This window comes from Mesorhizobium sp. B4-1-4 (assembly GCF_006439395.2).
Taxonomy (GTDB): domain Bacteria; phylum Pseudomonadota; class Alphaproteobacteria; order Rhizobiales; family Rhizobiaceae; genus Mesorhizobium.
This window is the reverse complement of record NZ_CP083950.1, coordinates 3,933,581-3,957,799: the sequence shown is the minus strand read 5'-3', so window position 1 is coordinate 3,957,799 and position 24,219 is coordinate 3,933,581. Positions and strand designations below refer to the sequence as shown.

The window sequence follows — 24,219 nt, the reverse complement described above, 5'->3', positions numbered from 1 at the left end:
CGGAGCCGGTTTTGGGGCGTGGCGCAAGTTCAAAGTGCCATGGCACCAGGTGCCAGCGCCAAAAAAACGCGGCGCCGCGGCCGGCTCTATTTCTGCCTGAGCCATTTGAGCACTTCCATGCTCGGATAGCCGTCCTGGGTCAAGCCGACCTTTGCCTGATAGGCCATGATGGCGGTCTTGGAACCGTCCCCGATCTTGCCGTCGAATTTGCCGTCGTAAAGCCCGTGCTGCGAAAGCCGCTTCTGCAACTCCTGTCTTTCCTCGAAGGTAAGCTTGGTGAAAGGCCGCTTCCAATCCTGGACCAGGCCGCTGCCACCGGCGATCTCGTCGGCCAGAAGGCCGACGGCGAGGGCATATTTGTCGGCGTTGTTGTAGGCCTTGATGACCGAAAAATTCCTGATCATCAGGAAGGCCGGCCCGCCACGGCCATCCGGCACCTTCAGTGTCGCCTTGTCCGTGAGGTTCCTGAACGGCTTGCCGCTGGCCCTGACGACGCCGAGCGTCTCCCACTGCGCCAGCGTTTTCGCTCCGCCGGGCAATTTGCCGGCCGGCAGCGTGACTTCGTAGCCCCAGGTCTTGCCGGCTTGCCAGCCGTTCTTCTTCAACAGATTGGCGGCGGTCGCCAGCGCATCGGGGATGGAATTCCAGATGTCGCGCTTGCCGTTGCCGTCCATGTCGACGGCATAGTGCTGGTAGCTGGTGGGGATGAACTGGGTCTGGCCCATGGCGCCGGCCCATGAGCCCATCAAATGGCTTTCATCGATGTCGCCGGTCTGCAGGATTTTCAGTGCCGCGATCAACTGCGTGCGGGCAAATTTCGATCGTTTCGGGTCGCCATACCCCAAAGTCGCCAGCGAGCGGATGACATTGCGCACGATGTCGTCGCGCTTCAGGATCTCGCCATAGTTCGATTCCATCGACCATATCGCCAGGAGGACGTAGCGGTCGACACCAAACCTCGCCTCGATCCTGTCCAGCCACGGCTTCCACTTTTTCGCCATCGCCTGGCCGTTGGCCACCGACTGGTCATGCACGCGGTTGTCGAAATAGTCCCAGGCGGGTGCGGTGAATTCCGGCTGCGTGCGCGCCTTTTCCAGCACCACCGGATCGGGCTCGTTGATGCCCCGGAAAGCCTGGTCATAGATGGACCCGGAAACGCCGCCCGCCACAGCGGTGGCACGGAAACTGGCGACCCACTGCCGGAAACCGCCGTCGGCGAAGGCTGGCCCGGCGGGCATCAGCAGAGCAAGCGAGAGGCTGGCCGCCGTCATGACGCTGGTGAAACGTTTTGCGGCATTGCGAACGGACATGTTTTCCTCCTTCTCTATCTCAGGAAAGTCCATTCATCGCCGAACCGGGTTAGGAATTGGTTTACCATAGGCGTCGTCTGGAACGAAAAGACACCTGATGCTTTACCGGTGGAAGCTCCCCTCGGTTGTGCAGGTAATCCTCAATTCCGGCGTGAAAATGTCGACTGACGGGATTGCGGAGCCGGCCATCACATGGATAATTGAAAGCATGAAGAGAGTTCGCAAGGCAGTTTTCCCGGTCGCCGGCCTCGGTACGCGGTTTCTCCCAGCCACCAAGGCTGTTCCCAAGGAGATGCTGACCGTCGTCGACAGGCCGGTCATCCAGTATGTTGTCGATGAGGCCCGGGAAGCCGGCATCGAGCATTTCATCTTCGTGACCGGCCGCAACAAGGCGGTCATCGAGGATCATTTCGATATCCAGTTCGAGCTCTATGACACGCTGGCCCAGCGCGGCAAGGACGAGCAGCTTGCCCGCTTGCAGCGGCTGCAGCCGGCGCCTGGGCAAACCAGCTTCACCCGCCAGCAGGTGCCGCTCGGCCTTGGCCATGCGGTCTGGTGCGCGCGCGAACTGGTCGGCGACGAGCCGTTCGCGCTGTTGTTGCCCGACATGATCATGCAGTCGGAAAAGAGCTGCATGAAGTCGATGGTCGAACTCTACGAAGAAACCGGCAACAACATCATCGCCGTGCAGGAATGTGACCCGGCTGAGACCCACAAATACGGCATTGTCGGCCGCGGCGAGGATAAGCATCACGGCTTCCGCATCACCGAGATGGTGGAGAAGCCGAAGACCGGCACCGCGCCGTCCAACCTTTACATCAACGGCCGCTACATCCTGCAGCCGGAGATTTTCAAGATTCTCGAAGGCCAGGAAAAGGGCGCCGGCAACGAAATCCAGCTCACCGACGCGATGCTGAAGCTGGAGAAGCAGCAGTCCTTCTATGGCTATCACTATCAGGGCCGCACTTTCGACTGCGGCTCGCCGGAAGGTTTTGTGGAGGCCAATGTCGCTTTCGCGCTGTGGCGCAGCGACATGAACCATAGCATGGCCGGTGTCATCCGCACACTTCTGGACGAGATGAAGCCCTCGGAGCGGCGCGGCGCTGCTTTCTAGGTCGCGGGGCGAGTTTGGCCGACCGCAGGCCCCGCGCCTTCGTCATCCTTGGGTCTGCGCCGCGTCGCTTCGCTCCTTGCTACGCCCCAGGATGATGAATCTCAGACGTCCTCAGCGTTGCACTTTCACGCCGAGATAGATGCTGTTGGCGGTGTAGTCGCGGCCAGGCAGGTTGCTGGTCAGCTCTTCGGTTCTCACCCGGCTGGTGAGGCCGGCATAGCGGTTCAGCCACCAGGTCAGGCCGGCCTCGGCGCTCAGGATCCTGTCATGGCCGTCGATGCCGATATAGTCTCGCCAATCGAGGCCGAGTGCCGCATTGCCGGTAAGGTTGGCACGGATCTGCCGCTCGGCCGTCAGGCGGCCGGAGTAGAGGATATCGCCGCTTTCACCTGGTGTGGTCGTGGTCTCGACGGTGGTCTTGCCGGTCAGGCCAATCGTGGTTCCGCGCTCTGGCGACCATTTGAGATCGGCGTTGACGGTCGCGCCCGAGATGGGCTCCAGGCTGTTGTCGTCGATCGCTTCCCGCAGCCACCCGGCCGAGAATTCACCCGACAGCTTCTCACCCATGTCGAGTTGCAAGCCGGCACGAGCGCCGAAGCGCGTCGAGGAGCGCTCGAAGCCTTCATTGTCGATGCGCTGATCATAGATCCGGCGGCCGAGCTCGACTTCCGTGAACGGGGTGAGGGCCGGGGAGATTTCATAGCCGGTGCGCAGGGTCGCCGTGTAGAGCGTCGAGTCCTGATCCTTCTGCGACAGCGAGGTGCCGTCCGAAAGTTTCGCGTCGCCATAGAAGTCGTGCGAGACCGCGCCGGTCAACGTGTACTGCATCTTGCCGACGGCCTTCTCGATGCCGAGGCTGCCGTCGATCGTCTGTCGCAGCGGCTGGGTGCTGACGCCGGCAATGGCATTGGGTGATGAGGCCGTTTCCGGCACGGCTTCGTAGCCGAGCTTGGCGATAGCGCGCAGTTCATTGTCGAGATCGACATTGAACTGGCCTTCAATGCGCCCTTGCGCATCGTGAACCGGGTAACCCGACACGGTCTCGCGGAACAGGCCGTAGCCGTCGATGGTGGCCGAGTTTTCGCGCCAGTCGGAAATGGCGGAAAAGCGCAACGCCGTCTCGGACAGCAATGCCGACGTGCCGGCACTGCTCGAATCGCCATTCGTCGTGGCGGTCAGGCCCTGTTCGATCGACGGCCGGATGATGAAGGACCCCCATCTGACGCCGGTGGGGGCGAAGGGATCGTCCTCGGCCTTTCTGGTCTGGCCTTCGATGGCGGCGGTACGCTCGGCGCCGGGGTCGAGCTTCTGCCGCTCGGCACTGTCGATGGTGAGGGTGCGCCGGTTGGCCGCTTCCTGGTCCGTCGCGGCGGTGTCGCTGCCATCGGTCACGGCCCCGGTGGTGTCAGTGGTCGCGGCGGTCGTCTTCTTTTTCTTCGCCTTGTCGGCCGCCTTGGCGTCGGCCTTGGTCTTGTCCTGATCCGCTGCGGTCCGCCCGCCAGTCGACGGGCGACGGCGGGGCTTGGGCGGCATCGGATCGGCGGTGGACGTGTCGTCGTACGCCTGCGGCGGATCGAAAATACTGGCTGTGGCTGCGTCGGTGCCCGTGTCGTCAGGGACGGCGCCGGCGCTGGCCGGCAAATACGTACGCGGCTGCGTGTCGTCTTGCGCGGCATTGGCCGCTTGTTGCTGGCCCTGGGCAGCGACCAACTGCCTTGCCTTGCGTTGCTGATCGGACAGGATCGCCGATTCGGGAACCTCGCCACGCAGCTCCGTTTCCTGGGCATGGAGCGGAGCCGGGCGCAGCAAGGCGAGTATGCTGGTCGCCAGCAACAAGGCACATGCCGCCTTGCCCTGTCGTCCTTTTGGTTTTTCTGGCTGGGCCCCGGACATCGCCACCACTGCTTGCGCGGCGCCCGCGCGCCATACTTACCGAACCGTAAATGGGGATGGTTAACGGAGGGTTGAGGTAGCGGTTGTTCGGGCGGCTAAAGCGCCGCTGTTCGTAGACTCGCGCGTTGCGCGCGAGGCCTCTGCGGTCTGGGTGTCACCGCCATTTCTGTTGGACAGGCGGACGGCAAAGCGCTAATCGCATCATCCATGCATGCGAGATCCCTCGATAAGAAGCCCCTGGACAGGCAAGCGTCGATCGATTCGGCGCTGAGAACGGTGGCAACCGAGCAGGCGGGAATCGCCGCTCTGGCCGAAGCGCTCGAGAACGGACTGGCCGCGCCTTTCGCGCAGGCCGTAGACATGATCTCGAAGATCGACGGCCGACTGATCGTCACCGGTATCGGCAAAAGCGGCCATATCGGCTCCAAGATCGCGGCGACGCTGGCTTCGACCGGCACGCCGGCCTTCTTCGTCCATCCCGTCGAGGCCAACCATGGCGATCTCGGCATGATCGCCAAGGATGACGCGATCATCGCCATATCATGGTCGGGCGAGAGCAAGGAGATGATGGGCATCGTCACCTATTCCAGGCGGTTCTCCATCCCACTCATCGCCATCACCTCCGGCGAGACATCGGCGCTGGCGCGCGCGGCCGACATCGTGCTGCTTTTGCCGCGTACGCCCGAGGCCTGTCCGCACGGATTGGCGCCGACGACGTCGACGTTGCTGCAACTGGTCATGGGCGATGCGCTGGCGATCGCGCTGCTCGAGGCGCGCGGTTTCACGCCGGATCATTTCCGCACCTTCCATCCCGGCGGCCAGCTCGGCGCCAACCTGACCATGGTCTCCGAGATCATGCGGGTCGGCGAGCAGATGCCGCTCGCTGTACTCGGCACAAAGATGCCGGAGGCGGTGATGACGCTGTCGGAAAAGAAGGTCGGCTGCGTCCTGATCGTCGACGCCAATGGCGAGCTGGCCGGGATCATCACCGACGGTGACGTCGCGCGCAACCTGCATCGCAACCTGGCCGATGTCATCGTGGACGAGGTGATGACCCGCACGCCCAAGACGGTCGACCCTCAGACGCTTGCCGGTACGGCAATCGCGCTGCTCAACGAGCACAATATCGGTGCGCTCGTGGTGACCAGGAACAACATGCCGCTGGGCGTGGTTCATTTCCACGACCTCTTGCGCATCGGCGCCGCGTAGGTGTGTTGATATTCAGGTGAGACCGGTCTGCAAATGACGGGTTTCTGCGCTTCCGGTGCTCACGTGCTTCAAGCACGCTCCGCTCCGGTTCTCGAAACCCGCCATTTTCGACTCGCCCTGACCTGAAATCTCAACACACCTTTCTCGTTGGTGCTGTCAAAAAGAATTCAGACCGCTTCAACAGTCAGCTCCAGATCGGTGTCGGCGGCAGCGGTGACGCGCACCTGCGTGCCGGCCGGCAGATCCGGGCCGGAAACCCGCCACAGCGTGTCGCCGAGCTTGATGCGGCCGCGGCCGTCTCGGATCGGTTCGGCGAGCGTCGCCATCTTGCCGATCAATTGCGCGCCGCGACGGTTGAGCAGCGGCTGATCGCTCGGCTGGTCGTGGCCGCCCATCAGTTTCTTGCCGATGAAAGCCGAAACCAGCGACAGCACGAGGAAGACGAGCACCTGGACCTGCCAACTCCAGATGGCGGCATTCCAGATCAGCAGCGATGCCGCGCCAACGATCAAGGCGGCGATGCCGATCCACAGCATGAAGAAGCCCGGCGCGATGACCTCCACCACCAGGAGCACGAAGCCCAGAACCATCCAGTTCCACGGACCGAGTTCGGAAATAATGCGGTCGATCATGATCTTGACCCACTCACAATGACATCAGTTATCACTTGGCTTGACGACCGGCGGGCGTGAAACTTGCCGTTGCGTGCCGGCCGGGCCATCGCCCTTGAAGACTTCCCGGGCGATCTCGCCGATGCCGCCCAGCGAGCCGATCAGCGACGACGCCTCGAAAGGCATCAGCACGATCTTGCTGTTGGTGGCGGAGCCGATCTTGCCGAGCGCCTCGGTGTATTTCTGCGCGACGAAGTAATTCAACGCCTGCACGTCGCCCTTGGCGATGGCTTCCGACACCACTTGCGTGGCGCGGGCTTCGGCCTCGGCGGAGCGTTCGCGCGCCTCGGCGTCGCGGAAGGCGGCTTCCTTGCGGCCTTCGGCCTCGAGGATCTGCGACTGCTTGAGGCCCTCGGCGGCCAGGATCTGCGCGCGCTTGTTGCGCTCGGCGGTCATCTGGCGGCCCATCGATTCGATCAGGTTGGCTGGCGGATTGATGTCCTTGATCTCGACGCGGGTGATCTTGATGCCCCACGGATGCGCCGCTTCGTCGACGACGCGCAGCAGGCGCTCGTTGATGGCGTCGCGGTTCGACAACAGCTCATCGAGGTCCATCGAACCCATGACGGTACGGATATTGGTCATCGTCAGGTTGAGGATGGCGTTCTGCAGGCCGGCGACCTGATAGGCGGCCTGCGCCGCATTGAGTATCTGATAGAAGGCGATGCCGTCGACACCGACTATGGCGTTGTCACGGGTGATGATTTCCTGGCTCGGAACATCGAGCACCTGCTCCATCATGTTCATCTTGGCGCCGATGCGGTCAACGAAGGGCGTGATCAGGTTGAGGCCCGGGCTCAGTGTCTTTGTGTAACGGCCAAAGCGTTCGACGGTATAGTTGTAGCCTTGCGGAATTGTCTTGATGCCCTTGAACAGCACCAGCACGACAAGCGCGACCAGAACAACAACCGCGATATCGAAACCACTGAAATCCATTTGGCTCTCCCTCAGAGGCAGACCGCGAGAGCCATTCCCGCGCAGCCGGCTTCACCAAAGACTTAAGTGTGTTTCAGCAACGTTACAATCAGGTGATGAGGGATTGTTTGCGGGTTGCGCTCAACGGTTGAAGGCAAATAGTCCTACATCCGTGTCGTCCAGCCCGCCGATCGAGGCGGAGACGATCTCGGAAGCGATGCGCGAGAAGGTGATGCCGTTGCCGCCATAACCCATCACCGCATGAATGCGCGGGTGCCTCGGAATGGCGCCGATATAGGGCAGGCCCGTGGTCGTGGTGCCGAAGGAGCCGGTCCAGGCGAATTCAGGCCTGACGTCGAGGTGCGGAAACAGCTGGCCAAGTTTTGCGGCGATGCGCGCGCTCTTGTCGGCGATCTGCTCGTCACGCCGCGTTTCGTCGACGAAATCCTCGTCCTCGCCGCCGCAGATGACCCTGCCGTCGGCCGTCGTCCTGACATAGAGGTATGGGTCGGACGCTTCCCAGATGAAGGCTGCCCGGGGCCAGAGCTTTCGCGGCTGCGGGCAGGTCGCAATCGCCCAGGTCGAGATGATCCGGTGGGCCGCCGCCGGCACGATGTCGATCAGTTCATAGCCGGTGGCCAGCACCATTTGTCGTGCCGTGATGGTCGGGCCGTCTTTCGTGGCCACGACCACCTCGTTGGCGCCGTCCTCAATCCTTGTCGCTTCGACTGAGGCGTGGAAGCGCGCCTTGCGTTCCAGCGCCTTGAGCAACAGCCCGGCCGTCAGCTTGCATGGATCGAGCGCGATGTTGCCGTGGCTGTGGATGGCGCCATCGCGATCGATGCCAAATGTCTGCGCCAACGGCGCTGATGTGAGGTAGGTCGCGTCGATGCCGGCCTCCCGCCGCGCCTCGGCCTCGCCCCGGAGTTGCGAAGGGCCGAGCATGGTGCCGGCCAGATAGAGCGATTGGCAGCGGCTTAGAGCGCAGTTGATGCCGAGTTCGGCTATGCGGGCGGCAAGATTGGAAACGGCGAGCCGTGAGCGCCGCCAGGCCTGCTCGGCGGAGGCCCTGCCGATCATCTTCGATAGAATTGAAAGCGGCTGGTCGATTTCGAACTGCACCAGTGCGGTGGTTGCCGCGGTCGAGCCTTTCAGCGGTCCGCGTCGGTCAATGCAGATGACGGAGTGGCCGTCCGCCGTCAGCGCTTCGGCCATCATGGCGCCGCTGATGCCCATGCCGACGATGAGCACATCCGCTTTGGCGTCGCGGGTCAGCGCTGAAGTCGGCACGCTGGGTGCCCGATAGGCGGACCAGACGGGCCAGCCAGTTCTGAGGTCGAGTTTGCGGGGCATCGAATTCTCCGGAAGCGCGGCTCAACGCTGCCGAGAGGCCGTTGTTCCGGTCTCAGACCCAGCCGGACAGTTCGCGCCGCACCATCGCCTCGATTACCGCCATGCCTTCGGCGCTGTCGTTGAGGCAAGGGATATGGGCGAAATTCTTGCCGCCGGCGTGGTGGAAGGTCTCGGCGGCTTCGCGGCCGATTTCATCCAGTGTCTCGATGCAGTCGACGGAAAAGCCGGGATTGACGATGGCGATCGACTTGACGCCGTCCTTGCCCAGTTTCTCCACGGTCTGGTCGGTATAGGGCTGCAGCCACTCCTGCGCGCCGAAGCGGGACTGGAAGGTGGTGATCAGCCTGCTCTCGCTCCAGCCGAGCTTCTCGCGCAGCAGCCGCGTCGTTTCCAGGCAATGCGCCTGATAGGGGTCGCCCTTGTCGGAATACGGTTTCGGGATGCCGTGATAGGAGGTGATGACGATGTCCGGTTCGAAATCGAGTGTTGCCAGATGCCGTTCGATCGAGGAGGCGAGCGCCTCGATGTAGACAGGCTCGGCATAATAGGGCGGCACGCTGCGGATGGCCGGTGCCGCCCGCATCTTCATCAAGGCGCGAAACAACTGGTCATTGGCGGTCGCCGTCGTCGTCGCCGAATATTGCGGATAGAGCGGAAAGGTCAGGATGCGGTCGCAGCCTTGCGCGAGCAGATTTTGGGCGACGCTCGCAGTGGAGGGGTTGCCGTAGCGCATCGCCCAATCGACGACGACATTGGGAACGTCGCGCAGTACCTCGGCCAGCTTTTCAGACTGGGCGCACGTGTAGGTGCGCAGCGGCGACTCGTTCTTCTCCTGGTTCCAGATCCGAGCATAATTGGCGCCCGATTTCTTCGGCCGCGTGGTGAGCACCAGGCCGTAGAGGATCGGATACCAGACCGCTTTGTTGAGCTCGATGACGCGCGGATCGGACAGGAATTCCCTGAGATAGCGCCACATCGGCTTGAAGTCGGTGCCGTCGGGCGTGCCGAGGTTGATCAGCATGACGCCGACCTTGCCGGCTCCGGCAGGCGCGTGACCCGCCGTCAGGCCAACCGGCTTGGCGGCTTTGGGATCGACAGCGGTGGTTAGCGTCATAAGGGTTCTCCGGACACGGCGTGAACCTAGCGATGGAGCGCCGGTTTTCAATGCCGCGTCTGGCCGCACCTTATCGCGTTTCCAGCCGAAAACAGAACACCCGCCCGGTTTCCCGCGCGGGTGTTTGTGAGAAGGCGAAGTGACGTTACTTTGCCGGGATGGTCAGCGTGGCACCCGGCATAAGCCGATGCGGCCTTTGACCCTGGTTGGCTTCATAGATGACTTTCCATTTGGTCGCGTCGCCATAGGCCTTTTTGGCCAGATCCCAATAGGTGTCGCCGGTTACGATGACATGGCTGCTCCCGGAAGGTGCGGCCTCGGCCGGCTTTGCCGGTTCTGATGATATGGGTGCTGCCGGTGCGGATTCGGCAGGAGCTGTCGCGGCCGGGGCGGTCTCGGCCGGCTTTGCCGGTTCGGCAGGCGCCGGGGTTGCGGGGGCAGCAGCCGGCGGAGCGGGCGGGGGCGGTGCTCCTTCCGTCGGAATGGCCGGCGGCGTGTTGGCGATATTGCCTGAATTGCTGGGCAACTCCGGCATCGCAGGCGCGGCGTCGGCGGGTTTCGCCGGTTCTGCCGGCTTGGCGGCATCGGCTGGTGCCGGGGCCGCCGGAGCCGCCTCGGCCGGCTTGGCTGGTGCGGCTGCCGGGGCAGCGGGAGCTGCAGCTGTTGTCGCGGCGATCTCGGTGATGCGGCCGTCGAGCTTGGGCGTGTAGGGCCGGTGGGCGCCGAGATAATCGGCGACAACCGTTTCCAGGCCGGGACCATAATCATAGGCGTTCCTGGCCTTGTCGGCGAAGACCTTGTAGCCATCGCCGCCCTGGCGCACGTAATTGTTGGTGGCGACCAGATAGTCCTTGTCGGGATTGATCGGCGCCCAGGCGCCGTTTTCCATCACTTCCACCGATTTGACGCGGCCGGCGTTGGGCGCGACCGACTTGTCGAAGGAATATTTGAGACCCGCCACCTGGGGGAAACGTCCGGCGCCGTCCTCGATCTGGCTGAGGCCGTTCTCCAGCCCGGCAACTAGGTCCTTGCCGGAAATCTGGAAGGTCGCCAGCGTGTTCTGGAACGGCAGCACGGTCAGCACCTCGCCCATGGTGACGGTGCCCTTGTCGATCGAGGCGCGCAGGCCACCGCCATTGGAGATGGCGATCTCGACGCCCTGTCCCTTGACGCGGTCGAGGATGGCGTCGGAGACGAGATTGCCCATCGCGCATTCGCGCGCGCGGCAACTCTCGCGGCTGCCGTCGATGACATCGGTGGTCTCGGCCACTTCCTTGTTCTTCAGGGCCTCGATCGGCCCTCCGAGTTCCTTGATGCGTGCGAGCACGGCGGGATCCGGCGTGATCGATTTGTCGAGATAGATCGGATCGCCGCTGGCCGATTTGACCACGCCATTGTCGTCGAACACGACCTTGAACTCGCCGAGATATTTCGAATAGGACGCCGCCTGCACCACCGGCACCTTGTAGCCGCCGGGGTTGTCGACCATCGTCGGATAGAGGCCTGCCGCCTTCGGATCGGTGTTGGACAGAAGCGTGTGGCTATGGCCGCCGACAACGACATCGATGCCAGGGATTTTGGCGATGACGTCGCGCTCCCTGTTGTAGCCGATATGGGTGACGGCGATGATCTTGTTGATGCCTTGCGCCTGCAGCTTCTCGACCTCCGCCGTGATCGACTTGACGTCGTTCTCTATTGCGATGTTCGGGCCGGGGGAGGCGAGTTCGGGCGTGTCGTTGGTGACGGCGCCGATGATGCCGATCTTCTGGCCGCCGACTTCCACGACGATCGATGGCTTGACGCGGTCGCCGAGCTTGGACTGCGCGTTGGCTTTCACGTTGGCGCCAAGCACGGGGAATTTGATCATGTCGAGGAACGGCGCCAGCGCCGCTTCGCCGTCGTCGAACTCGTGGTTGCCGAGCGCCATGGCGTCGAACTTCATGTCGTTGAGAAACTCGCCTTCGACCTTGCCCTTGTAGGTCGTATAGAACAGTGAGCCCTGGAAATTGTCGCCGGCGCTGAGCAAGAGCACGTTCTGGCCCTGGAGCTTCTTGCGTTCCTGGGCGATCGCGGTGATCAGCCGGCCCGCGCCGCCGATGCACTCGCCCTTGGTCTCTTCGTCGGCCGAGCAGGTCGTTTCATATTTATTGTTGCCTTCGATGCGGCTGTGCCAGTCGTTGATGTGCAGGATGTTCAGTGTGTAGTCGGCAAAGGATGTGCCGGCCGACAGGCCAAGCGTCGATGCCGAAAGGGCGGCAATGGCGGCAAGCTTCTTCATCTTCGTCTCCCGACAGGCTGATCAGAGGCGTTTAACGCGCTTGCTTGACTGGGATATAACAGCCCGCGTTTTGACCATGTTCCCATCGTGTTCCGGCTGAGGCAAGCGCAAAACCCGGGGTATTTGCAAGCGCAAAACCCGGGGTATTTGCCGGCGCAAAAAAAGGACGGCGGCCAGTGGCGCCGTCCCCGATGAGCTCGATGTCTGCTGGTTCAGACGCGCCGTGTCAGCACGAAGTTCTGGCCGGCTGAACTGGTGCAGTTCAGCTGGCTGGTGGACACCAGCAGGCAGTTGAAGCTGACGCCGGTCTGGCGGATCAGCGAGGTGCCGTTGATCTGCACCGAGGTTGGGCCGGTCATCGTGTAGCTGCCATCGGCAAGCTTCTGGCCGGTATCGGTGGCGACGGTCGTGAACTTTCCGCCATTGAAGGTCGACAAGCCGGTGCCCTTGGCATCGATCCACGACCCTTCGACGCCTTTCGGCGCGGCTGCCATCGGCGGCGCGTCCGGACCGCTGGTGGCACAGGCCGCGAGCATCGTGGAAATGGCGCCCGCCACGCCCATCGAAAGAACTTTGCGCGCAATAGTCATGTGAAATCCTCTCCAAACGCATCAGCCCAAAGATCAGATCCGATTTTGGAAGGCATGATGCGAACGTCCAAAGTGCTGGAGCGGGCGTGCGTCCCACAAGACGCACGCTGCCCAGGCCGCATCTCTTCAATCGCCCGATTTCCGGGCGATTGCAAGGCAATGGGGCAGGGTGCGCGCGATGCTATCGGACGAGGATGTTGCGGAATTGCCACGGGTCGCTACGGTCGAGGTCCTCGGGGAAGAGGCCCGGGCGCCGGTCGAGCGGCGTCCAATCGGTATAGTAACCCTTGACCGGCCCGAGATAAGGCAACTGCACGTCCAGGCAGCGCCTGTAATCCATCTCGTCGGCTTCGACGATGCCGGCCTGAGGATTTTCCAGCGCCCAGACCATGCCGGCCAGAACCGCCGAGGTGACCTGCATGCCGGTGGCATTCTGATAGGGCGCCAGCTTGCGCGCCTCGGCGAGCGACAGTTGCGAGCCGTACCAGTAGGCGTTCTTGTCGTGGCCGTAGAGCAGGACGCCGAGCTCGTCGACGCCGTCGACCAGTTCGTTCTCGTCAAGCACGTGGTGCACCGGCTGGGGCTTGCCGGCGGCGCCGAACATCTCGTCCAGCGACAGCATCGCGTCGTTGCAGGGGTGGTAGGCATAGTGGCAGGTCGGCCGGTACTGAACCTTGCCCTTCTTGGAGCGGACGGTGAAGAAATCGGCGATCGAGATCGCCTCGTTATGCGTCACCAGCAGGCCGTATTGGGCGCCCGGGGTCGGGCACCAGGAGCGCACGCGCGTGTTGGCGCCGGCCTGCTCGAGATAGATCGCGGCCTTGGAGCCGTGCTTGTGCTTCTTGCCGTTCTTCGGCATCCACTTCTCGTGCGTGCCCCAGCCGAGTTCGGCGGGCTGCAATCCTTCCGAGATGAAGCCCTCGACCGACCAGGTGTTCCAGAACATATCCATCGGCTTCGGCTTCTTGGTGCGCTGGGTGTCACGCTCGGCGATGTGGATGCCCTTGACGCCGGCCTTCTTCATCAGCTTGGCCCAGCCCTCACGGTCGTCCTGTGCCGGCTCCGAGAAGTCCATGCCAAGGTCGGTGGCGAGGTTGACCAGCGCCTGCTTGACGAACCACGAGACCATGCCCGGGTTGGCACCGCAGGTGGAGACGGCGGTGGCGCCGCCCGGCTTGTCGTGCTTTTCCTTGATCAGCGCTTCGCGCAACGCATAGTTGGTGCGGCTGGCATTGTCGGCCTTGGCATCGAAATAGAAGCCCAGCCATGGCTCGACGACGGTGTCGATATAGAGCATGCCAAGCTTGCGGCAGAGCTTCATCAGGTCCACCGAACCGGTATCGACTGAGAGGTTGACGCAAAAGCCCTGGCCGCCGCCATTGGTCAGAAGCGGCGTCAAAAGCTTCTTGTAGTTCTTCTCGGTCACTGCTTCCTGGACGAAGGCGATGCCGCGCTCGTCGAGCAGCTTGCGGTCGGTATCGCGCGGGTCGATGACAGTCATGCGCGACTTGTCGAACTTGAAATGGCGTTCGATGAGAGGCAGCGTTCCCCGTCCGATCGAACCGAAGCCGATCATCACCACAGGGCCGGTGATCTCACCGTAAACAGGCCAGTTTTCATTCGCCATTTTATCGAGCACTCCTTCAGACACGTGCAAAAAAGCCAGGCATTTTCGCCAACGGCCATGCGCTACATCACAGATCATTGTCATAAACCAGCGAAAAGCGCCAACCCGTGGCTAGCCATCCTTGGCCATGTGGTTAAGGACCGACACCAGCCGATCGCGGTCCGATGTCAGGCCCTTGTAGTCGAGCTGGGCAAGATCGAGTTCTTTAAGCTGGGCGGCAAAGGACATTGCGAGCGTCGTCCGGTCGGGGTGCCGCGCCAGCACGGCGAGCGGATCGAGATGGATTCGGATGGTGAACAGGATGTCGCGCGAAGAGGGCAGCTTGCGCAGCGTCTGGCGCTCGACGCGGATGAAGGCGTGCGCCTTGACGTCACCGTCGGGGAAGCGTGTCGGCCGGTTCGTGGCGCGGTCGATGCGCTCGACGTTGGACAGCGGATGGTAGAGCGCACCGCCCGACTGGATCGACCAGTTGTAGCGTTCGACGGCTTGCCCCTGCAGGCCGTCGAACATGCGGTTGATCAATTCAGCCGGCCTGGTGCCCGGGCCGAAGCCCGGCACCGGCGCGTGGATCTGCTGCAGCGGCTTGCCGAATTTTTCATTGAGCGACCAGGACGAAGGGAAGCACAGCGAACCCGCGGCGAGCCGCCAGCCGCTGTCGTCGCGGCGCATCAGGATCAGGTCTTCCTGAACCAGCAGGGAGGCTTCGACGAGCGGTGCGCTGCAGATACCGGAAGGCAGGGCAGGTTGCTTCGTGGCGCCCACAATTTCGATGCCCGCATCGGTGCGCCTATAGGTGCCCGGAAATCTCTGAGGCAGGTATGCGCCGAGCAGGTCGAGCACTTCCTGCTGGGCATCGCGAGTCCCGTCCTCCTGGACGAAGACCCGCTCCGGAATTTCGGCGTAAAGCCGGCGCTTCTCGGCGAGATACGCCGGCAGATGGTCGTCGATCTCGATCCAGTCCGCGGGGTCGAGCGGCTTCAGCCCGATGGTGAAGAGTTTCGAGGAGCCGTCATAGGGCGTATGGGTGGGCTGGCGAAGACTCATTTTCGACTGTCGCATTCTCCGGGCCGCCTGTCAGGCCAGCCTCGCCGGGATCAGGCCGCGCAGCGAATTGCCGACGAACACCGCCTTGGCCAACATCAGATCATCGTAGCTGTAGATTGCTTCCTCGGCCCGGCCTTCATCCAGAAGCGCCTCGCGCAGTACGCCAGGCAGCAAGCCACAGTCGAGCCGGGGTGTTGCCAGCACGCCGTCGCCGAAATCGGCGAAGATATTGGTGATGGTGCCCTCGCAGATTTCGCCTCGCTCATTGGCCAGGATCACCTCGTCGGCCTGGTTGACGAGATATTCGGAGCGGGCATGGGTGTAGAGTTGGCGCCGGCTGGTCTTGTGGCGCAGCAGCTTGTTGTTCGAATCGAGCCTCGTTCGCGCCAGTCGCAGCATCCAGACCTTGTCGGCGGCGAGCGGTTCATAAGGCTGCGCCGAGGCGGTCGCGTCGCCGTTGCGCGACAAGGCAAGCCGGGTGCGCATGGCGCCACGGGCGCCATCGAGGGCGTCGCTCAACACCTCCGCGATCCTTCGCGGATCGCAGGCAAAGCCGAGCTCCGCCGCCGAACCATAGAGCCGCGCAAGGTGGCGATCGAAGCGCAGGAAGCCCGTCCCCGGCTCCCAGCGCATGGTCTCGATCAGCTCGAAATCGGCGGTGTCCCCGTCGCGAAGCGGGCTTTGAGCAGACACTCCTGATACTCCTCTTCGGCGACCGAATCGAAAACGATGCCGCCGCCGACATTGTAGACGGCCTCGCCATTGGCAAAGAGCGAGATGGTGCGGATCGCCACCGAAAAGCGCATGGTGCCTCCGGGAGCGATCCAGCCGATGGCGCCGCAATAGACGTCGCGCGGCATGCCTTCCAGATCGTGCAGGATTTCCATGGCGCGGATTTTTGGCGCCCCGGTGATCGAGCCGCAGGGAAACAACGCCGCGAAGATCTGGCGGATGGTAAGACCGGGCAGCAGCTTCGCCTTGACGTCGCTGACCATCTGGTGAACGGTCGGATAGCTCTCGATGCGGAACAGTTCCGGCACCTCCAGCGTGCCGACCTCGCTGATCAGCGAGATGTCGTTGCGCAGGAGATCGACGATCATCCGATTCTCGGCCTGGTTCTTTTCGTCGTTGCGCAGGAAGTTCTTCTGCCGCTCGTCTTCGGCCTTGGTCGCGCCGCGCGGCGCGGTGCCCTTCATCGGATGGGTCTCGATGATGCCACCGGCGTCGATTTCGAAGAAGAGTTCGGGCGAGCGCGACAGCACGATCGGGCCCTCCAGCGCGACCAGCGCGCCATATTTCACCGGCTGGCGTTCGGTCAGTGCGTCGAAGGCTGCCAGCGGATCGCCCGACCATTGCGCCTGCACCGGAAAGGTCAGATTGCCCTGGTAGCAATCGCCTTGCCTGATGTGCTGGTGCAGCCGCGTAAAGCGCTTCTCATAGTCGTCGAACGACCAGGCCGCCCTTGCATCGAAGATCGGGCCATTGGTCGCCGCAGCCGTGCGTTCACGCACCGCCTCCTCGACCGGCGCATCGAAGACGCCAAGGCAGACCAGCGGCGCCCGGCGCCCCTCCGGCAGCAGGGGCACAAGTTTCGGCTCGAGCAGGTAACCCGCTTCGTAGGAGAAATAGCCGGCCAGCCATTTGCCGGTGTCGTGCGCGGCTTGCGCGGCCTGCAGCGCCGGCGCGAAATCCCGGGCGCCATGCGCCACGATGATGTCGGCCGGCCGGTCGAAAACGAGCTGGCGCGCGCTGTCGTCGTTGCGGAAAATGGCGGCGGGCAGGGACATGGGAACCGGGATCGATTAGGCCGACGATGGCTCTATATGGGGGGCCGGCCGCGCGCAATCGAGGGAACGGCGCCCTGTCCCTCAAAGCCGACCTATGAGCCGACCTTTAGGCGACCTGCCCTGCCGGCAAAGAAAACCGGCGGCGCCCGTGGCGTCGCCGGTTGCTGACCTTGCCTTGGCTGTTCAGCTATTGCTGGAAGTTCCCGCGCTGGGGAAGCGCCGGGCGAATTCCCTCTCGTCGCCGGCGGCCAGCAGCTTGGCCTGTTCGACCCAGCGCTCGCGTTCGACGCGACCGCCGAATTGCAGGGCGTGTTCGATCCGCTCGATGTCGTCGGCCGTCCAGGCTGCGATCTGGGCGAAGCTGGTCACGCCTTGTCCCCTGAGCAGCTTCTCGTTGACCGGGCCGATGCCGATCAACCGGCGCAGATTGTCGGGCTTTGCCGCTGCCGGCTTGACTGCCGCCGGTGCAGCCTTCTTGGCGGCTACCGGCCTGGACGCGGCCGAACTCTTTGTTGCCGAAGCTGGGGAGACTGCGGGCTTGCTCGCGGCCGGTTTGGCTGGAGCGGATGGCTTCGGCGCGGCCGATTTGGCTGTGGTCGCTGGCGCGGCCTTCGCGGCTGGTTTGGCAGGCGCAGCCTTGGCCGCCGCCGGAGCGGATTTGGCAGCAGCCGGCGCCGACACCGGGGCTGCCGGCGACTGACTGGCCTTTGCCGCGCCGGTTCCCGAGGAAGCCTGCGCCTCGCGCAACTGGCGCTCGAGATCGGCGCGGGTCTTGCCACATGCATTGAGTTCGCCGGTCAGGCGGTCGCTGTCGGCACGCAGCCTGTCGCGCTCGCCACGGGTGCGGTCGAGGTCGCCGCGCAGGCTGTCGAGCTCACCGCGCAGCCGGCCCCAGAGGAACCAGCCAACCAGTACACCCACAAGGAACGCCAGGAGCATGTAGAAAAAAGTGCCCATTGTCTCTCTCTCCAGTCAGGTCCGTCTGCCGTGGCATGAGGCCATGACTTTCGGCGGGACTACTCGATGGTGGTTCCACGGCTCGCGGAACAGCCTGCTTCGGTCGAGCTGTCGGCGATCGGCTTTGCCTGCCTGTGGCCAACGGCCGTTGTCGCGTTCGCCTGAGCGCCACGGCCGGCTGAGATTTTCCCCGCCGATCCGCACGCGCTCCGGCTGAACTTGCAGCGAAGGCTATCATAGAGCTTACGGAAAGCTATCCGAAAACTTTCGCGGAGAGTTCTTCAAGAACAAATATTTAGGACAAGAATAATGTGGTTCCAGCACGTTTTCCGGCGAAACTGTTCTTCGCGGACGAGAGACATATCAGCCGTCCAGTGCTTCCAGTTCGTCGATCAGGCCGCCGATCACGCCAAGTCCGATCTGCCAGAAGGCGGGATCGGTGGCGTCGAGCCCGAAAGGCGCCAGAAGCTCGGAGTGATGCTTGGTGCCGCCGGCGCGCAACATCTCGAAATACTTGTCCTGGAAGCCCCGCTCGGCATTCTGGTAGACGGCGTAGAGCGAGTTCACCAGGCAGTCGCCGAAAGCATAGGCGTAGACGTAGAAGGGCGAGTGGATGAAGTGCGGAATGTAGGTCCAGAAGACCTCGTAGCCCTCGCGCAACTTGATCGCGGGCCCCAGGCTCTCGGCCTGCACCTCCAGCCAGAACTGGCCGAGCCTGTCGGATGTCAGTTCGCCGTTGCGGCGCTCGGCATGCACCTTGCGCTCGAATTCGTAGAAGGCGATCTGGCGCACCACCGTGTTGATCATGTCCTCGACCTTCTGGGCGAGCATGGCCTTGCGCTCACGCCTGTCCGTGGTCCGCTCGAGCAGCGAACGAAAGGTCAGCATCTCGCCGAAGACGGAGGCCGTCTCGGCCAGCGTCAGCGGTGTCGAGGCCATCAGTGCCCCCTGGCCGGCGGCCAGTACCTGGTGCACGCCGTGACCAAGCTCATGCGCCAGCGTCATCACGTCGCGCGGCTTGCCCATGTAGTTGAGCAACACATAGGGGTGCGCGGAGGGCACGGTCGGGTGCGCGAAGGCGCCCGGCGACTTGCCCGGGCGCACCGGGGCGTCGATCCAGTTGCGGTCGAAGAAGGTGCGTGCGATCTCGGCCATTTCGGGCGAGAAGCGATGGTAAGCCGAGAGCACCGTGTTCCTGGCCTCATCCCAGCCGATCACCGCCTGCGGCGTCTCCGGCAGAGGCGCGTTGCGGTCCCAGTGGTTCATCACCTCCATGCCAAGCCAGCGCGCTTTCATCGCGTAATAGCGATGCGACAGGCGCGGATAGGCCTCGCGCACCGCGGTGGCAAGCGCGTCGACCACGCCACGCTCGACCCGGTTGGCAAGGTGACGTGAATCGGCGATGTCCTCGAATCCGCGCCAGCGGTCGGAGATTTCCTTGTCCTTGGCCAGCGTGTTAGTGATCAGCGTGAAGGTGCGCAGATTCTTGCGGAAGGTCGCGGCCAGCGCCTCGGAGGCCCGGCGGCGCACCTCACCATCGGCATCCTGCAGGCGGTTCAGCGCTGGCTCCAGTGTCAGCTCCTCGCCATCGACGTCGAAACGGAGGTCGGTCATCGTCTCGTCGAACAAGCGGTTCCAGGCGCCGCGCCCGGTGATCGACTTCTCGTGGAAAAGCTGCTCGACGCGATCCTCGAGCTGGTAAGGTTTGTCCATGCGAAGGTCGAGCACCCAGGGCCGGTAGTGGCCGAACACCGGGTCGGCAACGAGCGCTCCTTCGATCGCGGCGTCGTCGATCAGGTTCAGTTCGAGCGCGAAGAACAAAAGATGCGCGCTGGCGTCGGTCATCTTCTCCTGGACGTCGCCATAGAGCTTGGCGCGCTGCGGGTCGGCGGTGTTGCCGGCATAGATCAGGCCGGCATAGGAGACGATGCGGCCGATCAGCTCTTCCAGTGCTTCATAGGCAACCAGCGCCTCGCCCAGCCTGCCGGCGCCGCCGCGCCCGGCCTCGGTGGCGAGCGTGCCCTTCCAGCGCGTTTCGAACGCAATCGCGTCGGCGGCGGCCCTGGCGATGTCACGCTTCAGTTCCGGCGCGTCCATGCCGGCATAGAGGTCGGCAAGGTTCCATTCCGGCAGATCGCCAAGCTCGGCCGCGCCCTGACCGGACGCCGGTGCCGCAAGCCGCCGACCAAACATCATGCGCATCGACAATACCTTTTGTGAATTACGAGGTCAGAATCAAGGGGCCAGAATCGGGGAGAATGGAGAAGCCGGTCAAATCCTAAGGAATTCGTTCACCGGGTTTTTTGAAACCTTCTTTAGAACCCTGTGCCAAGATGATCCATGGGGATATCGGGCGCGGGCAAGCCAAGACAGTCATGACAGGTTCCATACTCATAGTCGATGACGATCCCGTGCAGCGCCGGCTGCTCGAAGCCGCGGTGACGCGCTTCGGCCACACGGCCATCGTGGTCGACAGCGGCGCCGCCGGGCTCGACGTGCTTGACGGGCCCGGTGCCCGCGACGTCTCGGTGGTTATTCTTGACCTGGCCATGCCCGGACTCGACGGCATCGGCGTGCTGAAGGCGATGCGCGAACGCGACATCAGCGTGCCAGTCATCGTCCAGACCGCGCAGGGCGGCATCGAAACCGTGGTTTCGGCGATGCGCCACGGCGCCTTCGACTTCGTCGTCAAGCCGGCTTCGCCCGACCGGCTGCAAGCTTCGATCTCCAATGCGCTCAAGGTCGAGGCGGTCGAGGGCGAGGTCAAGCGCACGTCGCGCAAACGCGGCGGGCTGCTGACCTTCAGGGACATGATCACCCACAGTCCGGCCATGGACCGGGTGATACGCCTCGGCCAGAAAGCGGCTGCCTCAAACATCCCGATCCTGATCGAAGGCGAATCCGGCGTCGGCAAGGAATTGGTGGCGCGTGCCATCCAGGGCAGCGGCGACCGCCGCTCGAAACCATTCGTCACCGTCAATTGCGGCGCCATCCCCGATAATCTGGTCGAGAGCATCCTGTTCGGCCACGAGAAAGGCTCGTTCACCGGCGCCACCGACAAGCACACCGGCAAATTCGTCGAGGCGCATTCCGGCACGCTGTTTCTCGACGAGATCGGCGACCTGCCGCTCGATGTGCAGGTGAAACTGTTGCGCGCCGTCCAGGACGGCGAGGTCGACCCGGTCGGCGGCCGCTCGACCGTCAAGGTCGACATAAGGCTGATTTCGGCGACGCACCGCAACCTGCTGCAGCAGGTCAAGGACGGTAAGTTCCGCGAGGACCTCTTTTACCGACTGAACGTCTATCCGATCTTCGTGCCGCCCCTGCGCGACCGCCGCGACGACATTCCCCACCTGGTCACGCATTTCATGGAGAAGGTGGCGCCGGCCGACCCTCGGCGTCGCCTGCAAGGCATTTCGGCGGCAGCGCTTGCCGTGCTGCAGGCCTATGATTGGCCTGGCAACATCCGGCAGCTGGAGAACGCCGTCTTCCGCGCCTCGGTGCTGTGTGAAGGCGACGTGCTGACGATCGATGATTTTCCGCAGATCCGCGCGCAGGTTGAAGGCATCGTCAATCTCGAAACGGACGATGCGGCGCCTCACGTTTCGTCGCCCGCGGGGCCGTGCGATGAGGAGGTGCTGGTCGGCGACGACGTTCCGGCGGCAGAGTCCGATCCGCCGGCCATGTTTCAGCCCAGATTCGGCACGCTGCGGGCACTCGACGAACGCGGCAATGTGCGGGCGCTGGCCGACGTCGAATTCGAGATGATCAGGCTCGCCATCGATCACTATAACGGCCAGATGAGCGAGGTCGCCCGGCGTCTCGGCATCGGCCGCTCGACGCTTTACCGCAAGCTAAAGGAATACGGCATCGATCCGGAAACAGGCCGTATCGACCGGCTCGCGTCCTAGATCATCGGTTCACGGAAGCAGAACCGCTCTCCTTGGTTATGAAGCAATTCCAGGAAAATGGCTTCGCGCTTTCCTGAAATTGCTCTCGCGCAAGGCCGGGACAAGTTTTCCCCGTCACGATATCGCTTGATGGAGTGTCGCTGCCGCATCAGGGCGGGTTGGGGCGACGCTCGATGGGACATTGTTCACGCATTAAGGCTAACGGTAACAGATCGTGTTTCGGCCAAAGCCGGAAACGTGATGTAAACCAGCGGTTTACCAAGAGACCTCGTGAATAATTTTTGACGGGAAATCGCCATGGTGTTACCGCATTTCGACTTCAATAAGCGATGATTAACCACTAGGATCGATATTCGGATGTGAAAACGACACGTCCGTTTGGGCAAATCCGGGGACAAACGGCAGCCTGCAAGGCCTTTTGATTTGAACAGAATCGAACGACTCACAAACGGGCGTCATAATCATTTGAGCGTCTGGCCGGCATGGCTGGCTGTGATGATTGTCGCATTTGGGTTTGTTGCCGCGGCTGCCACCGGCGCCCAGGCCGAAGTTCGCTCGCTGAAGCTCTATCATCTCCACACGCACGAGAAGGCCGAGATCGTCTACAAGCGCAATGGCCGCTACGATCCGGAAGGCCTGAGGAAGATCAACATCATCCTGCGCGACTGGCGTCGCAACGAGCCGACCAAGATGGACCCGCGTCTGCTGGACCTGGTCTGGGAGGCGTATCGGGAAAGCGGCGCCACCGACTATATCCAGGTCGTCTGCGGCTATCGTTCGCCATCGACAAATTCGATGCTGCGCAGCCGCAGCAAGGGCGTCGCCGAGAAGAGCCAGCATATGCTCGGCAAGGCAATGGATTTCTACATTCCCGGCGTGCCGCTGAAGAAGTTGCGCAACATCGGCCTGAAGATGCAGGGCGGTGGCGTGGGCTATTATCCGACCTCGGGTTCGCCGTTCGTCCATATGGATGTCGGCAATGTGCGCCACTGGCCCGGCATCAGCCGCCAGGAACTGGTCAGCCTGTTCCCGAACGGCAAGACGCTGCACGTGCCGAGCGATGGCCGGCCGCTGCCTGGCTATGAACAGGCGCTGGCCTCCTACAAGGCACGCAAAGGTGCTGGTACGCCCAACGTCGAGCTTGCGAGTGCCGGCGGCAAGAGGTCCGGTGGGTTCCTCTCTGCCTTGTTTGGCGGCGGCGGCTCCGATGAAGCCGACGATAGCGCCGATGTCGAGACCGCTTCGGCTGCCCCGGCGCCCAAGGCTAGAGACCTGAAGCCGGCCGCGACCGCCAAGAGCAGCAACCTCCCGGGCATCGCCGCCGTCGTGGCGCCCGAGAATGCACAGCGCGCCAACATTCCGCAGGCCGCCGATGAGCAGGCTCCGGAGCCGGAGAAGGATACGCCGGAAACGATCATTGCCGCGCTGCCGGCCAAGGAGATTCCGCTGCCCGATTTCGCGCCGCGGCCGAAGGCCGATGTCGGCGCGCAGCCGCCTGCGAACGTTCCGTTCGCCATGGCGGATGCGACGGCGACCACCGAACAGGCCGTGGCGACCGTGCAGGCGCCGGCGAATATGCCTTTCGGCAAGGCCGACCCTGCTGCCATGGCGGTTGCGGCAGCAGCCGATCCGGCGCAGGTTGCGGCCAACAATATCCCCTTGCCGACATGGCGTCCCGAACACTCGCTGCCGGCGGACCTCGCACCGCCGCCCGGGAAGGACGTACTGATGGCGCTGGCTGAAACCGCTGATCGCGGCAAGACGGCGACCGATGCGTTCTCGGTGCTGCCGACGGCGCGGCCTGAGCCGAGCAAGCCGGATGCCGTCAAGGCCGTGCTGGACGAGGCCAATGCCCAGGTCGGCAATGCTGACGAATATCAGGTTGCGTCGCTGTCCGAAGAGCCGCGCTCGGCCTTCAACGATCCGTCTGACGTCAACACCGCATCGCCGCGCCAGGCTATCGCCGCCCGCCCGGCCGGTACCGATCCGGTCGCCGCGATCGGCGCCGGCGTGAAGACGACCCGCAAGGAAGCAAGGGCTACCGCCCGCGACCAGAAGCCCGGCCCCAAGGCCGTGGTGGTCGCCGCCGCGCCGCAGGCCGCCCGCTGGGCGCTGACCAGCGGCGAGAACGTCACCACCGTTTCCAGCGCGACGACGGCGCCGGGCTATGCCTACAACATCGTGCATACAGCGCCGAGCGAGGTCTATACAGCCGGCTTCCAGTCGGGCAACCAGATGGCCGAGGCCAATCGCTTCACCGGCAACGCCGTCAAGTTCCTGTCGGTCGCTCGCTTCCAGACGAAGTAACGAATGGACCGGAATCCGAAGCCGCGCTGGGCGACCCGCGCGGCTTTTTGCTGTCCAAAAGCGCGATGCATGTGGAGTTTCGAAGCGCTTGCGGCCACTCATGACCGCCTACGACAGGTCGTCGACCGCACTCAGTGGG

18 protein-coding genes are annotated in these 24,219 nt (G+C 63.4%); 4 read left to right on the top strand and 14 right to left on the bottom strand.

From position 1 onward, the window contains the following. Nucleotides 1–86: 86 nt before the first annotated feature. A complete protein-coding gene (locus FJW03_RS18945; RefSeq protein WP_140766538.1) occupies nucleotides 87–1,310 on the bottom strand; it encodes a lytic murein transglycosylase in 1,224 nt (407 codons plus the stop codon). Nucleotides 1,311–1,518: 208 nt separating this feature from the next. On the opposite strand from FJW03_RS18945, the gene galU reads away from it, so the two are divergent. Beyond that, nucleotides 1,519–2,424, top strand: a complete 906-nt coding sequence (gene galU / locus FJW03_RS18940) for a UTP--glucose-1-phosphate uridylyltransferase GalU (RefSeq protein WP_140607270.1) — start codon at nucleotides 1,519–1,521, stop codon at nucleotides 2,422–2,424. Nucleotides 2,425–2,535: 111 nt separating this feature from the next. Here galU and FJW03_RS18935 read toward each other — a convergent pair whose 3' ends face one another. Then, nucleotides 2,536–4,317: an outer membrane beta-barrel protein gene (locus FJW03_RS18935; protein WP_181173092.1), complete on the bottom strand. Its 1,782-nt coding sequence runs from the start codon at nucleotides 4,315–4,317 to the stop codon at nucleotides 2,536–2,538. 207 nt (nucleotides 4,318–4,524) lie between these two features. On the opposite strand from FJW03_RS18935, the gene FJW03_RS18930 reads away from it, so the two are divergent. Continuing rightward, nucleotides 4,525–5,526: a KpsF/GutQ family sugar-phosphate isomerase gene (locus tag FJW03_RS18930; RefSeq protein ID WP_140759432.1), complete on the top strand. Its 1,002-nt coding sequence runs from the start codon at nucleotides 4,525–4,527 to the stop codon at nucleotides 5,524–5,526. A gap of 167 nt (nucleotides 5,527–5,693) precedes the next feature. Here the strand turns inward: FJW03_RS18930 and FJW03_RS18925 are convergent, their stop codons facing one another. The 12 genes from FJW03_RS18925 to FJW03_RS18870 all read right to left on the bottom strand — a co-directional run bounded on the left by FJW03_RS18925 (nucleotide 5,694) and on the right by FJW03_RS18870 (nucleotide 20,064). After that, nucleotides 5,694–6,158: an NfeD family protein gene (locus FJW03_RS18925; protein ID WP_140759435.1), complete on the bottom strand. Its 465-nt coding sequence runs from the start codon at nucleotides 6,156–6,158 to the stop codon at nucleotides 5,694–5,696. A gap of 24 nt (nucleotides 6,159–6,182) precedes the next feature. Further along, the gene (locus FJW03_RS18920; RefSeq protein WP_140607266.1) at nucleotides 6,183–7,133 is read right to left on the bottom strand and encodes an SPFH domain-containing protein; all 951 of its coding nucleotides are present in this window, start codon (nucleotides 7,131–7,133) and stop codon (nucleotides 6,183–6,185) included. Nucleotides 7,134–7,253: 120 nt separating this feature from the next. Beyond that, on the bottom strand, nucleotides 7,254–8,465 hold the full coding sequence (locus tag FJW03_RS18915; RefSeq protein ID WP_140759438.1) for an NAD(P)/FAD-dependent oxidoreductase: 1,212 nt from the start codon (nucleotides 8,463–8,465) through the stop codon (nucleotides 7,254–7,256). Between the two features lie 52 nt (nucleotides 8,466–8,517). Then, nucleotides 8,518–9,579 (bottom strand): ferrochelatase, encoded by a 1,062-nt coding sequence (gene hemH / locus FJW03_RS18910; protein WP_140759441.1) that lies wholly within the window; start codon nucleotides 9,577–9,579, stop codon nucleotides 8,518–8,520. A gap of 145 nt (nucleotides 9,580–9,724) precedes the next feature. Beyond that, entirely contained in the window at nucleotides 9,725–11,857 is a 2,133-nt protein-coding gene (locus tag FJW03_RS18905) for a bifunctional metallophosphatase/5'-nucleotidase (RefSeq protein ID WP_140759444.1), read from the bottom strand. Between the two features lie 212 nt (nucleotides 11,858–12,069). Continuing rightward, nucleotides 12,070–12,447 (bottom strand): hypothetical protein, encoded by a 378-nt coding sequence (locus tag FJW03_RS18900; RefSeq protein ID WP_140759447.1) that lies wholly within the window; start codon nucleotides 12,445–12,447, stop codon nucleotides 12,070–12,072. A gap of 181 nt (nucleotides 12,448–12,628) precedes the next feature. Continuing rightward, nucleotides 12,629–14,074, bottom strand: coding sequence for a homospermidine synthase (locus FJW03_RS18895; RefSeq protein ID WP_140759450.1), 1,446 nt, complete (start codon nucleotides 14,072–14,074; stop codon nucleotides 12,629–12,631). 111 nt (nucleotides 14,075–14,185) lie between these two features. Beyond that, nucleotides 14,186–15,118, bottom strand: a complete 933-nt coding sequence (locus FJW03_RS18890; RefSeq protein ID WP_140759453.1) for a heme-dependent oxidative N-demethylase family protein — start codon at nucleotides 15,116–15,118, stop codon at nucleotides 14,186–14,188. 30 nt (nucleotides 15,119–15,148) lie between these two features. After that, a complete protein-coding gene (locus FJW03_RS18885; RefSeq protein WP_140759456.1) occupies nucleotides 15,149–15,811 on the bottom strand; it encodes an aminotransferase class IV family protein in 663 nt (220 codons plus the stop codon). Next, a complete protein-coding gene (locus FJW03_RS18880) occupies nucleotides 15,760–16,917 on the bottom strand; it encodes an aminodeoxychorismate synthase component I (RefSeq protein WP_413466510.1) in 1,158 nt (385 codons plus the stop codon). The genes FJW03_RS18885 and FJW03_RS18880 overlap by 52 nt, the downstream gene beginning before the upstream one ends. Before the next feature lie 171 nt (nucleotides 16,918–17,088). Then, complete coding sequence (locus FJW03_RS18875; protein WP_140607257.1) at nucleotides 17,089–17,862, bottom strand: proton-conducting membrane transporter; 774 nt, start codon at nucleotides 17,860–17,862, stop codon at nucleotides 17,089–17,091. 363 nt (nucleotides 17,863–18,225) lie between these two features. Then, a complete protein-coding gene (locus FJW03_RS18870; protein WP_181173093.1) occupies nucleotides 18,226–20,064 on the bottom strand; it encodes a M3 family oligoendopeptidase in 1,839 nt (612 codons plus the stop codon). Nucleotides 20,065–20,237: 173 nt separating this feature from the next. Here FJW03_RS18870 and FJW03_RS18865 point away from each other — a divergent pair, with 173 nt between their 5' ends. Together FJW03_RS18865 and FJW03_RS18860 are read left to right on the top strand one after the other, a co-directional pair. Then, nucleotides 20,238–21,773, top strand: a complete 1,536-nt coding sequence (locus FJW03_RS18865) for a sigma-54-dependent transcriptional regulator (protein ID WP_140759461.1) — start codon at nucleotides 20,238–20,240, stop codon at nucleotides 21,771–21,773. A 495-nt stretch (nucleotides 21,774–22,268) separates the two neighbouring features. Beyond that, nucleotides 22,269–24,080 (top strand): DUF882 domain-containing protein, encoded by a 1,812-nt coding sequence (locus FJW03_RS18860; RefSeq protein ID WP_181165495.1) that lies wholly within the window; start codon nucleotides 22,269–22,271, stop codon nucleotides 24,078–24,080. Nucleotides 24,081–24,219 lie beyond the last annotated feature (139 nt).

What these genes read in the sequence shown, in the direction of transcription:
- FJW03_RS18915 (WP_140759438.1), bottom strand. Translation starts at nt 8,465, where the DNA reads ATGCCCCGCAAACTCGACCTCAGAACTGGCTGGCCCGTCTGGTCCGCC.
- hemH (WP_140759441.1), bottom strand. Translation starts at nt 9,579, where the DNA reads ATGACGCTAACCACCGCTGTCGATCCCAAAGCCGCCAAGCCGGTTGGC.
- FJW03_RS18875 (WP_140607257.1), bottom strand. Translation starts at nt 17,862, where the DNA reads ATGGGCACTTTTTTCTACATGCTCCTGGCGTTCCTTGTGGGTGTACTG.
- FJW03_RS18895 (WP_140759450.1), bottom strand. Translation starts at nt 14,074, where the DNA reads ATGGCGAATGAAAACTGGCCTGTTTACGGTGAGATCACCGGCCCTGTG.
- FJW03_RS18945 (WP_140766538.1), bottom strand. Translation starts at nt 1,310, where the DNA reads ATGTCCGTTCGCAATGCCGCAAAACGTTTCACCAGCGTCATGACGGCG.
- FJW03_RS18935 (WP_181173092.1), bottom strand. Translation starts at nt 4,317, where the DNA reads ATGTCCGGGGCCCAGCCAGAAAAACCAAAAGGACGACAGGGCAAGGCG.
- FJW03_RS18905 (WP_140759444.1), bottom strand. Translation starts at nt 11,857, where the DNA reads ATGAAGAAGCTTGCCGCCATTGCCGCCCTTTCGGCATCGACGCTTGGC.
- FJW03_RS18860 (WP_181165495.1), top strand. Translation starts at nt 22,269, where the DNA reads ATGATTGTCGCATTTGGGTTTGTTGCCGCGGCTGCCACCGGCGCCCAG.
- FJW03_RS18920 (WP_140607266.1), bottom strand. Translation starts at nt 7,133, where the DNA reads ATGGATTTCAGTGGTTTCGATATCGCGGTTGTTGTTCTGGTCGCGCTT.
- FJW03_RS18870 (WP_181173093.1), bottom strand. Translation starts at nt 20,064, where the DNA reads ATGCGCATGATGTTTGGTCGGCGGCTTGCGGCACCGGCGTCCGGTCAG.
- FJW03_RS18925 (WP_140759435.1), bottom strand. Translation starts at nt 6,158, where the DNA reads ATGATCGACCGCATTATTTCCGAACTCGGTCCGTGGAACTGGATGGTT.
- FJW03_RS18900 (WP_140759447.1), bottom strand. Translation starts at nt 12,447, where the DNA reads ATGACTATTGCGCGCAAAGTTCTTTCGATGGGCGTGGCGGGCGCCATT.
- FJW03_RS18865 (WP_140759461.1), top strand. Translation starts at nt 20,238, where the DNA reads ATGACAGGTTCCATACTCATAGTCGATGACGATCCCGTGCAGCGCCGG.
- FJW03_RS18930 (WP_140759432.1), top strand. Translation starts at nt 4,525, where the DNA reads ATGCATGCGAGATCCCTCGATAAGAAGCCCCTGGACAGGCAAGCGTCG.
- FJW03_RS18890 (WP_140759453.1), bottom strand. Translation starts at nt 15,118, where the DNA reads ATGAGTCTTCGCCAGCCCACCCATACGCCCTATGACGGCTCCTCGAAA.
- galU (WP_140607270.1), top strand. Translation starts at nt 1,519, where the DNA reads ATGAAGAGAGTTCGCAAGGCAGTTTTCCCGGTCGCCGGCCTCGGTACG.